The following is a 12104-nucleotide window of genomic DNA, read 5'->3' on the forward strand; positions in this document are numbered from 1 at the left end:
ATTTTATCGTCATATCAAGGCTCGTTCAATCGTGGTATATTCGTGGTAAAATGAGTGTTTTTCTATACTTCGAAATGCTTGAAAGTGTAATATTTATAGGGATAATCAAAAATCAGATATAAAGTTTGTCCAAACTTCTTGATTCTCTTACTGCGGGAACGAAGCATCATGATATTTAGTGCCAGTGTCATTCCCATACCTCCGATAAAGATTACCGAAAAGGTTACATTTGATGTATAGATATTTGTCGGCTGCAGTCCCTGTTCAAATGCAGCAGCGTTTGCAGTGATACCAGCAAGACCGATCGGACTGGTAATCGGATTCATAAACCAGCTGTTGATACCGAATGAGTAGAAGAATACCGGAATAAAGATACAGAGCATAAAGCCCGGATAGGTCTGTCCGATACTGATCAGTGGTGAAAACAAGCTGGTAATCAGCTCAAATAAATCAATATTACACCAGTAAATGAGAATTGTAGTAAGTACGAGCACGATAATTCCGGGAATAACCTGATTCAGCCAGCGAATCAAAAAATCAGGAAGAGATACAGAATCCTCAAACAGATGCAGCTTGAAATACAGATTACTAATCACAATGGTTACGATTCCCGCAAAGAATGCAGAAATCATGCCGGAGCCGCCAAATCTTCCAAACGCCACCTGAAACTGGAAATCCGCAATAGACGGTTTGATTACCATAAAGAACATCATTAAAGCGATCAAGCCTGTAGACACGCCATAATCCTTGAATCCATATTCCTTTGCGCCATGATAGCCAACCAGAAAAACAAGTGTCAGTGACATAATGCCAAAGCTGAAATTATAGACCGGAGAAAGATCCGGAAGGAAGGATACATAGCCTGCAAGCAAATTATATATGGAGATAATACTACCCAGCAGCAGAATCGGTACATTGGCCATCAGTGCCCCGGATAGCGTACGTATAATCTTTTTATCCATGGCCTTAGCGACCTTCGGTGCAAAGCTGGAGCCCAGCCAGTTAATAAATGTATTCATAGTGCTACCCCTTTTCCTTTAACGTTTCCATACACAATGCAAGCAATCCTTTTCCATCCAGACCTGCATACATATCCTTCGGTATGATCAGTACCGGCACAGCATATGGATCACACATCGCCTTTAATTCCTCAAATGCATAGGATAAGTGCGGTCCGATGAGCAGGATATCCGTTTTTGGTAGATCATCCGCAATATTGTTTTGGCTTTTAGCTTCCACCTTAGCCATAATCCCCTGCTTTTTTGCTGCACCGCGCATCTGCTGTGCCAGAAAGCCGCTGGACATCCCTGCTCCGCAGCATAATAATATATTCAGTTTTTCCATCTTTTCTACCTCCTGTTGGTACGGGAACTGTTCCACGCCTATATTATCTCCGGTATAAAGAAAATGCTCAACCAGTAAACTTTCATCACCGTGGTGAAAGTTATCACATTTTCATCCCTGCAGTGAAAAAGATTCGTTTTGCATTGTTTACATCTTGCATTATAATAACAGTAAGGAGAGAGGTATGCGTATGAAAAAGAAACATGAAGAGCTTGTTCATATAATCAGACAGCAGAAACAGCCGATTTCTTCCACACAGCTTGCCAGACTGCTAAACGTTACTCCGCGATCTGTAAAAAACTACATCGCCGCCATACAGGAAGAGTTTCCTAATCTGATCGCGGCAGGCCCCAGAGGATATCGCATTGATACGGATACGGATGTGAATACAGATCATGATATCCCGCAAACATACCGGGAGCGCAGTGCGTATATTATCCGGCAGTTTTTTATTGATCATGTGGAGGCGATCGACCTCTATGATCTTTGTGATGAGCTGTTTCTTAGCTATTCCTCTATCAAAGGACTTTTAAATCGCATGAATCGCGAATATCAGGATACCGGGATCACCTTTCGATGCCGTAATGATATGGTGTATGCGGATGGGGAGGAAAGAAACAAACGGAAATTTCTGACAGACATCATCTATCAGGAATCAAGCGAGCGCTTTGTGGATTTACAGACACTGAAGGATATATTCCCCAATCTGAATGTGCAGCTGATCCATGATATCCTTCATGATATATTCAAAAAGCACAGCTGTTATATCAATGATTTCGGTTATACAAACCTGACACTGCATCTTGCCGTACTGCTTGACCGTATGCAAAGCGGCAATACCATTGAACATTCACAAACAAAACAGCCTGCGCTCTCAGATATCACGCGATCCGTAATTGACGAATTAGAGAAAGGCTTTCATGTTGCCTTACTGGAAGGAGAACGCTGTGATATTCACAATCTGGTCAGCACCAGCATCAATCTCTGCCATACGGAAAGTCGGCAGGAGCTGATTTCCATCGTTGGCCAGGACATCTATGAAATCACACAGACTGTCATATCCTCCGTCAACCGGCAGTATGGGCTACAGCTTGATAAGGATACGCTGCTGTATCCGCTTGCCTTACATTTCAAGAATCTATTTGCCCGCTGTAAGAGAAATACCTCATTGCGCAATCCGCTGCTGGAAAGCATTCAGGCATCCTGCCCTATGCTGTTTGACTGCGCCATTTATGTCGCAAATTATCTGGAGGCTTCCTGTAACCTCCATATCACTGCAGATGAGATTGCTTATCTGGCTATGCATATCGGCGCAGATATTGAACGGCAAAGCAGTGATAGCGGAAAGCTGAAATGCGTACTGCTGTGTCCGGATTATCAAAACAGCAGGCAGGAAATTTACAATTATCTTCTCATTCATTTTGATTCTGAAATCTATATCAGTGCTGCATGCTCCTATGAAGCACAGCTACCGGATACAGCAATCGACCTACTGTTTACAACGGTACCCGTACAAAAAGAGTATGCACACATGCTGGTGATTCCGCCGTTGAAAAAAGCAATGGATCTTAAGCAGATATTTGAGAAAATACAGGAGGTTATGGATCAGAAAAAGCTGCAGATCCTCTCTGAGAGCTTCTCTGACTTTTTTCATGAATCACTTTTCTATCTGCATACAGATGGCAGTATAAAAAAAGAACAGTTGATTCGCATTCTGCACGATAAGCTGTATGCACAAGGCTATACCTCTCCATCCTTTTATGAGGATGTAATCAAGCGTGAGGAGGCCGCTTCCACTGCCTTTGGATGTATTGCCGTCCCTCATTCTATGAAAATGGATGCCAGCAAGACCGGCATAGCACTCGCCCTGTCAAAGCAGGGAATCACATGGGATAAGCAAATTGTTCATGTAGTCCTGTTGATTGCAATTCATGAGCAGGAATCACACTTGTTTAGAAAGCTGTACGAAGCCCTGATTCTACTATTCTCTCAGGAGCATGTACCCGATCAGATCAGGGAATGCAAAACCTTTCAGGAGTTCAAACAGCTTTTACTGACCCTGACAAATTAACTGCTTCTTTACATAATCATCCTTACAGAATAAACAGCAATATCCATAGCCTGTCTTTCTAATAAGGATGTTTTTTTACGCATTGTTTCATGACAATTTAATTCTTGCATATTTCTGCTCGTTTAATTATGAAAATACAACAAAAATCAGTCATTATCATAAATATACAAGCAAATTCGCTTGTAATCATTAAAATAATCTCGTATAATATAGCTATCGATATGTATGCAGGCTACTATCCGCATACCCGGATTATTCATACATCACGCAAGAATACATACCTATGATAAGCTAAAAAGATAGGAGATGAACGACATGCTGTCAGCTGAAAGAAAGCTGTATATTCTAAAAAAACTGGAGTCGGAACAGACCATACAGGTTAAACAGATTGCTAAGGAACTACGCGTATCGGAATCCTCCATACGCAGAGACCTTCTGGAGCTGGATGACGAGAATAAAGTTGACAGAATATACGGAGGTGCTGTAAAAAAGGAAAGAGAACGCATTCTGACAGATGAAGCGGAAATAAAAATGATGGAGCGTATGTCAATTCATTATGATAAAAAGCTGCGAATCTGCAAAGCTGCCAGCAGTCTGGTAGAGGATGGGGAGTGTGTCTTTCTGGATGGCGGTACCAGTATCGTCCCAATGATTCATTTTCTTGGCAGCAGACCAGTCAAAATTGTGACGAACAATCACCTGATTGTCCAGAACATTCAAAATCCAAAGGCTAAAATCATTGTCATCGGTGGTGAGTTTAATACAAATTATCGTATGAGTGAGGGGAATGAGGCTCAAAATATGCTTCGTCTCTATAATTTTGATCGGGCCTTTATCGGCTGTGCAGGTGTTAGTCTGGGCATGAAGAAGGCTTTCACTGCCGAGATGGCGACAAGAGAGCTGAAACGTATTGCGATGGAATTATCAAATCATAAGTATCTCCTGATTGATGACAGCAAGCTGCATGTAAAGGGCTTCTGTACGTTTGCTCAGCTTGATGAATTTGAAGAAGTTTTTATCAATCGCACGACAGGAATGGGGACACTTCCAGATCATTTTATAGCAGTGAAATAGCAAAGATGCTCCTGCTTCCTCCATTATACAGGCAAATAGAATACTGCAGAGCAACCCTTTCTGTGTCGTCTGGAAGCATTGTCTCAGCGGACATTGTATTCAGGAAGGAATTCACTACTCTGTTTTTGTCATACTCTTTTTTATAAAACAGCTTTGCTTGCAGGAAGCTGTTATTTTCTTTGTCTGTTCGCTTCATCGGCATTCCTATCATATTAAATAATGAAAAAATCACCGATGTGGTATCGATGATTTCATATGATTACAGCTCTTCCGAAGGGAGATTACAAACATGACAGATGCTGTCTGGAAAAGGAGATGTCTGTATTTCAGAAGTAATCTGCATCATACCTAATAGCAGTCTGATTGCTTCTATCTGCATAGCCACAGAGCTACGATGATGTACTCCCTGTCAGCTACTTTTATAGAGGTAATCTCCTTGCTTTGCTTTAATAAGATAATCCCGGATCAAAGAATCCAATAAGGACTCCGACAACAGCAATCACAACCATGAGCAGCATGATTTTAATTGGACTGATACCTTTCTTCGCCATCAGCCACCAGCAGCCCATTACAAACAACAGGGTCAAAACACCTGGAAATGCACCGTCCAACTTTTCCTGCAGCATTACCGGAACCTCCTGTGTGCCGGTAATTTTTTCGATTACGTTAGAGCCTTCAATTACCAGCTCCTTCTTGTCCTGAATAGATGAAGTAAGCTGTACAGCAGTTGTTATAGAGACCCAGGTACCTGCCATAGCCCCGACGATTACCTGTCCCATTACGATAACAGATTCACGCAAAGCAGTTGCCTGCTCGCCGACAATCACCTCCACGGCAGAGCCGCCAAGCTCATACCCTTTCCCATAGATCCATTTCTGGAATAAAATACTTGTGACATTCCATACAACGATATAGAATAGTGGACCAATGAGGGAGCCTCCTTCCGAAAGACCTAATGCAATGCCCAGCAATACCGGGATATAGGTACCGACAATCAGCGAGTCGCCAATACCGGCAAGCGGTCCCATTAAACCAGCCCGAATACCATTGATCATCTCATCATCAATTTCTTCTGCTCCATTTGCACGTGCTTCCTCAAGACCTGCCGTAATCCCCACAACAATGGAACCAATCTGCGGCTCTGTATTAAAGAATGGATAATAGGTCTTCAGCTTCTCGGCCTGTTCATCCTTGGAGTCATACAATTCCTGAACAATCGGCAGCATGGACCACATGTAACCGAAGGTCTGCATATGCTCATGGGAGAAGCACGTCAGATTGCCATAAAACCAGCGCCAGAAGGATTTGGATAAGACTTTTTTTGAAAGCTTCTTCATATTAGATATCCTCCTCATCGTTCGTATTTGCCTGTGAACCTCTCAAGCGAATCATCGTCATCTGATAATTGATCAGTGCGAATACAGCACCGACAGCAGTTGCCGCAATCAGTGTTAAATGCATGGATGCCGCAACCGTGAATCCAAACAGGAAGAAAATCAAATTGGTTGCTTTGCTTACTACAGATTTCAGCAGGATTGCAATCCCCACAGCAGGCAGTAAGCTGCCGATGGTAAATAGTGATTTCATATACCAGGAATCCATTGGGAGTGCGGTTTTGAAGTCCGTTACAGCTCCAGCTCCATAATAGGTAATCAACATAACAGGAATAAAGGATACAAGTATATGAGAAATCAACGGAAGTATCACATTGACCTTTGTTATGATACCAAAATCCTTCTTATCCAGTCTTGCCCATCCGATGTGCTGCCAGACAAGATTCATCATAGCAGTTCCATAAAATTGTACCGTACCCACGGTTCCAACCAATGCGCCAATAGATCCGGCAAGTCCCTGTGCTTCCGGACCGCCAAGATCAAGCCCCTGTGATTTCGCTGTTGCATAGGCGAGCGGAATACCGATATACGATACCGCACGCAGATCGGCTGCAACCGTTCCTCCAGGTGTCACGACTGCGATATAAATAATCTGCATAGGTATAGCCAGTTTGATACAGCCCTCTACATCTCCCAAAATCAAACCAACAAATAATGAGGCGATCAATGGACGATTTAATGTATAGTTGCCAATCGTCGTTCCCAGTGCAGCTGGAATGGAAGCAGCTGTACAGCTCATAAGACCAAGCAGTGCAGCCTGTACCCAAGTAATCATAAATTCATCTCCTTTTCTCTGCATAAAGCAGCCCAGCAACAGGTCGTCTTTCTCATATATAACGGCCCCTACCCCTTGAAAAATCAGACCTGCTGTAATTACAATGGTATTATATTTAATTGTGTAATCGTTTACAAAACTATAAATAGCAGTGTCCTTATGGTATATGCATAATCGTCAGTATATTTGCGTATTCTTGCGTATTTTAGGGCATTTCTATTACAATCCTGCATATTCAAAGGATATATAGTTTTGTTTCTTAGAAATACTATATTCGAAATTGCTATTTTTATTGGTATTATCGGAAATATAGCAACCATAAGCCATCTTTATATCCATTCATCTGATTAGTTTGCGAAATTTCTGTTTCTTAAAGGAAGATGAGATGATTTTAATGAGCACATTCCATCGTTGACTTAACTTTTCGTTATGGAAACATTTCTGTTCCCTTTAAGCAATCTCTTTTAGCTATGTGTACTCTACGTCACATATCCTAGTAAGAATTATCATTTTCTTTTGTAGATATTTATGTAGAAAAATTCTTTCAATCCTGTCTGTACGTCTATACATGCTTCGCTTCACATACCGTAATATACCGGTGTAACGTCTTTGCATACAATAAACAGGAGGAATATGCCCACACAGCTTAGCCTGAAAAAAGCGACTGAGAAAATACCATAAAAAAGAGGCATCCCTATTTGCCTCTTTCGATATTCTTCGTTTTTTATCCCTGCTTAGTAATTATCCGTTGAAACCTTGTTGTCGAGTCCTAAAACTACCGGTACAGACTTGTATCCAACACCCATACGATCGATTCCCATATCGATCAGCTGCAGGAAATGCTCTCTGGTACGGATGCATCCACTTCCCTTAACCTTACATTTACCGTCAACCTCTTCCATCATGACCTTAATGATTTCAGGAGTTGCGCCGTGTGATTCAAATCCGGTTAAGAAACCTGTACTTGTTTTAACAAAATCTGCACCTGCATCAATACAGCATTTGCATGCTTTGCGCACCTGTTCCTCGTTCAAGGCATCTGTTTCAAAAATCACTTTGATTTCTCTGCCATATTTATGAGCTGCATCCGCACATGCTTTCAGATCCTTCGTGACTTCATCAAACTTCCCGGAACGAATCAGACCAAAATTAGCAACAATATCCACTTCTTTCACAGTATCATATTTTGCGACGATTTCAATCTGCTTTACTTTCGATTCTGTTGAGCTTGTACCGAATGGGAAATCACATACCGGACACAGCATCGTTTCGCTTCCTTTTACATATGGTTCACAAAGATCCATATATCCCGGATTGATACAGATTGTAGCGCAGCCCAGCTCTACGCCGTCTTTTGTAAGAGCAATGATATCTTCCTCTGTAAATTCAGGTTTTAATACGGAATAATCAATATACTGTGCAAGCTCCTTTGTCGTCATTTCACATGCTTTTTTTGTTGGTTTCATTTTGTCACCTATTACACCATAGTGCCCTTTCTTACAATGCTATTATAAGACTGTCACAAAACAAAATCAAGCATTTTCATTCATTTATACATTTTGCATCTATATATTTGAATGTTTTTGCTCACTTTAACCAACATTTATATATAAAGCGAAGAAAACAAGCAAAAGAATGCCCTGCTATAAGCTATCTCGCCTAAGCCCCTCTCAATCGTCTGGCTGTGATACCAGTTTATATGGAAATGACAACTGTTGAAGGTGCCGACATGCGGTTTTTCTCAAAGATTGTAATATAGCTATGGATTAGATAAAATAACAGCCAGCAAATGAATCATGAAGGCGTATATCGGATTCAAGAATAGCTGCACCATACAAAAAACACGGCGCTAACCGTGTTTTCTTTATGATTTTCTTAGTAGTTTTTAGCTTCTTCAGCGAAGTGAGCTCCGGAGTATCCACATACCGGACATGCCTTAGGTGCTGCAGTTCCTTCGTGACGGTATCCACAGATATCACATACCCATACAGTAGCTTCGTCTTTCTCAAATACCTTGCCGTTCTTTACGTTCTCCAGCAGCTTCAGATAACGTTCTTCGTGGTGTTTTTCGATTTTAGCAACCTGCTCCATCTGGAAAGCAATTTTAGCAAAGCCTTCTTCTTTTGCAGTTTCAGCGAATCCCTTGTACATGTCAGTCCACTCATAGTTTTCACCAGCAGCTGCATCCTCCAGGTTTACCGCAGTTGTAGGAACCTTATCCTCGTGCAGAGCCTTGAACCACAGCTTTGCGTGCTCCTGCTCATTACGTGCAGTTTCTTCAAAGATATCAGCAATCTGCTCCATACCTTCTTCACGAGCCATCTGTGCATAATACGTATATTTGTTACGTGCCTGAGATTCACCAGCGAATGCTGCCATTAAGTTCTGTTCTGTCTTAGATCCTTTTAATTCCATGTTTTTTTCCTCCATTTTTAACTTTACATTTTCTGATCAGTGTTTCTGATCCAAACCGTTTTGCTTTTTCAAGCACTCTTCGCAGATACCCTCTGCCATCATATTGTGTGTCTTGATTGGAAGTCCCGTCTGTTTTGACATTTCCTCGTTGAATGACTCAAGATAAGGAATATCCAAATCAAGGATGCGGTCGCACTTAATGCAGTGCAGGTGATAGTGCGGTTTACAAGTTTTATCGTACTGATAACCATCTATAGGATGCGCAATCTTTTTGACTTCATGCATCTCACATAAAATATTCAGATTTCGATAAATCGTCGCCAGACTAATTTTCTGGCCGCCGGCATTCATTTCCTGAAAGACCTGCTCCGGTGTGACATGACCCTCTATCTGTTTCATATAATTCAGTATCATATCACGCTGCTTGGAAGACTTTCTTATCATGTCAACCTCCAATCTTAAGAACCATTCTTATTATATACCCGTAAACCTGTTTCGTCAATAGTTTTAAGAATAAAATTAAAAATAATTCTTAGTTTCTTCTTTTAGAAATATCCAAGGATTGCTTTACTTTTTGTTCAACAGGACAACACACTGTGCCTGCACACCTTCCTCACGACCGACAAACCCCAGCTTTTCCCCGCGGGTTGCCTTGATGCTAACCTGTTCCATATCACAGTGCAGTGCCTCTGCGACATGTTTTCGCATTGCCGGGATATGCGGTGCCATCTTGGGACGTTCTATCATGATCATGGCGTCCAGATTACCGATTGCGTATCCCTTTTCATCCATAATCTTATATACCTGCTTCAGCATCCATAAAGAATTCATATCCTTATATCTCTCATCCGTATCCGGGAAATGCTTACCAAGATCACCCAGAGCCAGCGCCCCCAGAATACTCTCCGCTATTGCATGCAGCAGCGCATCTGCATCGGAATGCCCAAGCAGTCCCAGCTCATGCTCGATTTCCACGCCTCCCAGAATCAGCTTTCTTCCTTTTACCAGCTGATGTATATCTGTAGATTGTCCGATTCGTATCATACAGACACCTCCTCTTATATTTATATAGTGTATCGCAGATTGACAAAAGACGCAATTCCCCTCGTTTATTTCACATGGAAAACAAATATAGTTTGGATTTCTTACTTTTTTGTAATTTGTAGAAAAATACTACAAAATGAAAGAACCTTATGGTATTATTAAACTATAATAAAAATAGCAAGGGAGAGAAACAAATGAAAAAATTAGCCGCACTGGTATTAAGTTTTGGTATGCTGTTTTCCATGGCTGCCTGTTCCGGTTCTAAGGTAAGCGACGATGCACTGGATAAACTGGAATCCTCTGTAAAGAAATTCAGCGAGGTAAAAAACGCAAATTACGCTGCAGATATGGATATGACGGTAGATAAGGAAAATGCAAAAATCAAGCTGTATGGTAGCTTCATTACAGAAACAAAGAAGCCTCTGCAGATGAGCATGATCATGGACATGGAAGCAAGTGGACAGAAGCTGGAGAAATACATGCAGCTGTTCGTTAAGGATGATACCATGTATTTGAACATGATGGACATGATGAAACAGAAAACAAGCCTGAAGGAAGCAATGGGTACTGCAAGTATCCCAAATGTAAACTTTGATGCAGATACCTTTAAAATGAATAAGGAAGACATGAAAAAATTCCTGAAGGAAGCGTCTGTAAAAGGAAACGACCTGAAGCTTTCCTTCGATATTGAAAAAATCAACGAAGAGGCTAAAAAGGAAACAAAGAAAAACAATGTTACGGATGCGAATGTAGAATTCAAGAAGCTGGATATGGATGTCACATTAAACAATGACTTCATGGAGAAAGCAGTCATCACCATGGAAATGACGAATACCAAGGGAGAAACCAAGCAGGAAATGAATGGTACGATATCTCTGAGCGTAAAGGATATTAACAAGGTTTCCAGCATCGACTTCCCGGACTTCAAGGACTACAAGGAAGGCAGCATAGAATAAGCATGTAACGGCCGTTGAACTCTTAGCTTCACGGCCTTTTTATAAACAGAAAGAGGGATGAGGAATTTGAAAAAAGCACTGGCATTACTGACCTGTACGCTGATGGTTTTCACACTGGCCGCATGCAGCAGTAAGAGTAAAATCAATGAGGATGCGTTGGATACGTATGCGAAAGCAACAACAAACATGACAAAGCTGAAATCTGCAGCCTTCGATATGAAGCTGCTGGTTGATGCAGATGAGATGGATATGCATGCGAAAGTGACCATGGATGGAAAGTATAATGCGGAAAAGAAGCTGCAGCTGGCCTTGCACATGGATGCTGCTGTAAACGGAATCGGGCTTGACGATCTGGCATCATTTTATATGAAGGATGATGTTATGTATGCAAACATTATGGATATGGAAAAGGAATACAAGGAACTGGATGATCAGCTGTTAAGCAAGCTAAAGCTTGATAAGGAAACCGGTGATCCAAAAAAGAATGTTGAAAAGAGCTTTGAAGAAATGACAATGGAAGTAAAGGATGGCAAGAAGGTCATCACTGCTGTCATGAATAAAGATGGACTAAGCAACGCAAAGGATTATGCAAATAAATCTATCGATGATGATACCTTCAAGATTGGTGATGGGTTTAAAGTCACAGGTGTGCGTGAAGGAGCCTATATTCTTACCGTTAATAAGCAGAATCAGTTTGAACGCGTAGAAATGAAGATTGCGGCTACCTATGAAATGGATGATGCGGATGGGAAAAAGGAAACCGTCGACATGACAATCAACCTCATTGTGAATCTGAATGATATCAATCAAGTAAATAAAATTGAATTTCCATCCTTTAAAGACTACAAAAAGGCAGACAGCAAAAAATCAGACACAAATGATCTGCTGGATGATTTAAGTAATGAAAGCTGAAGTGAAAAGTTAAATTCCACTTTCAAAAGGCGAATAAAAAATGTGGAACTTTCTTCTACAGAAGTCTATACAGAGCATAAATATAGCGTTAGAAAGGGTTTCAAATAGGTAGAAGTAAG

12 protein-coding genes are annotated in these 12104 nt (G+C 41.2%); 4 read left to right on the forward strand and 8 right to left on the reverse strand.

Annotated features, from left to right (window positions below; genetic code table 11):
- Window positions 1-62: 62 nt before the first annotated feature.
- Entirely contained in the window at window positions 63-1019 is a 957-nt protein-coding gene (locus NE665_RS22120; protein ID WP_256302644.1) for a PTS transporter subunit EIIC, read from the reverse strand.
- A 4-nt stretch (window positions 1020-1023) separates the two neighbouring features.
- Window positions 1024-1344, reverse strand: a complete 321-nt coding sequence (locus NE665_RS22125) for a PTS sugar transporter subunit IIB (protein ID WP_117443882.1) — start codon at window positions 1342-1344, stop codon at window positions 1024-1026.
- A 190-nt stretch (window positions 1345-1534) separates the two neighbouring features.
- Between NE665_RS22125 and NE665_RS22130 the strand changes: the two genes are divergently transcribed.
- Window positions 1535-3415, forward strand: a complete 1881-nt coding sequence (locus NE665_RS22130; RefSeq protein ID WP_117443929.1) for a PRD domain-containing protein — start codon at window positions 1535-1537, stop codon at window positions 3413-3415.
- 315 nt (window positions 3416-3730) lie between these two features.
- Window positions 3731-4489, forward strand: coding sequence for a DeoR/GlpR family DNA-binding transcription regulator (locus tag NE665_RS22135; protein WP_117443883.1), 759 nt, complete (start codon window positions 3731-3733; stop codon window positions 4487-4489).
- Between the two features lie 446 nt (window positions 4490-4935).
- Here NE665_RS22135 and NE665_RS22140 read toward each other — a convergent pair whose 3' ends face one another.
- The 6 genes from NE665_RS22140 to ispF all read right to left on the reverse strand — a co-directional run bounded on the left by NE665_RS22140 (window position 4936) and on the right by ispF (window position 10117).
- Window positions 4936-5826: a PTS system mannose/fructose/sorbose family transporter subunit IID gene (locus NE665_RS22140; RefSeq protein WP_117443885.1), complete on the reverse strand. Its 891-nt coding sequence runs from the start codon at window positions 5824-5826 to the stop codon at window positions 4936-4938.
- Between the two features lies 1 nt (window position 5827).
- Complete coding sequence (locus tag NE665_RS22145; protein ID WP_117443886.1) at window positions 5828-6658, reverse strand: PTS sugar transporter subunit IIC; 831 nt, start codon at window positions 6656-6658, stop codon at window positions 5828-5830.
- Between the two features lie 734 nt (window positions 6659-7392).
- A complete protein-coding gene (gene deoC / locus NE665_RS22150; protein WP_002606494.1) occupies window positions 7393-8124 on the reverse strand; it encodes a deoxyribose-phosphate aldolase in 732 nt (243 codons plus the stop codon).
- 409 nt (window positions 8125-8533) lie between these two features.
- Window positions 8534-9073: a rubrerythrin gene (gene rbr / locus NE665_RS22155; protein ID WP_002606495.1), complete on the reverse strand. Its 540-nt coding sequence runs from the start codon at window positions 9071-9073 to the stop codon at window positions 8534-8536.
- A gap of 36 nt (window positions 9074-9109) precedes the next feature.
- Entirely contained in the window at window positions 9110-9517 is a 408-nt protein-coding gene (locus tag NE665_RS22160) for a transcriptional repressor (protein ID WP_117443887.1), read from the reverse strand.
- Between the two features lie 123 nt (window positions 9518-9640).
- Window positions 9641-10117: a 2-C-methyl-D-erythritol 2,4-cyclodiphosphate synthase gene (gene ispF / locus NE665_RS22165; protein WP_117443888.1), complete on the reverse strand. Its 477-nt coding sequence runs from the start codon at window positions 10115-10117 to the stop codon at window positions 9641-9643.
- 194 nt (window positions 10118-10311) lie between these two features.
- Here ispF and NE665_RS22170 point away from each other — a divergent pair, with 194 nt between their 5' ends.
- Complete coding sequence (locus NE665_RS22170) at window positions 10312-11073, forward strand: DUF6612 family protein (protein ID WP_117443889.1); 762 nt, start codon at window positions 10312-10314, stop codon at window positions 11071-11073.
- A gap of 57 nt (window positions 11074-11130) precedes the next feature.
- Window positions 11131-11985 carry a hypothetical protein gene (locus tag NE665_RS22175; protein WP_233104951.1) on the forward strand — a complete coding sequence of 285 codons (855 nt, stop codon included), beginning with the start codon at window positions 11131-11133 and terminating at the stop codon, window positions 11983-11985.
- Window positions 11986-12104: the final 119 nt, after the last annotated feature.

The sequence above is a fragment of the Clostridium sp. DFI.1.208 genome (genome assembly GCF_024463855.1).
Taxonomy (GTDB): domain Bacteria; phylum Bacillota_I; class Bacilli_A; order Erysipelotrichales; family Erysipelotrichaceae; genus Clostridium_AQ.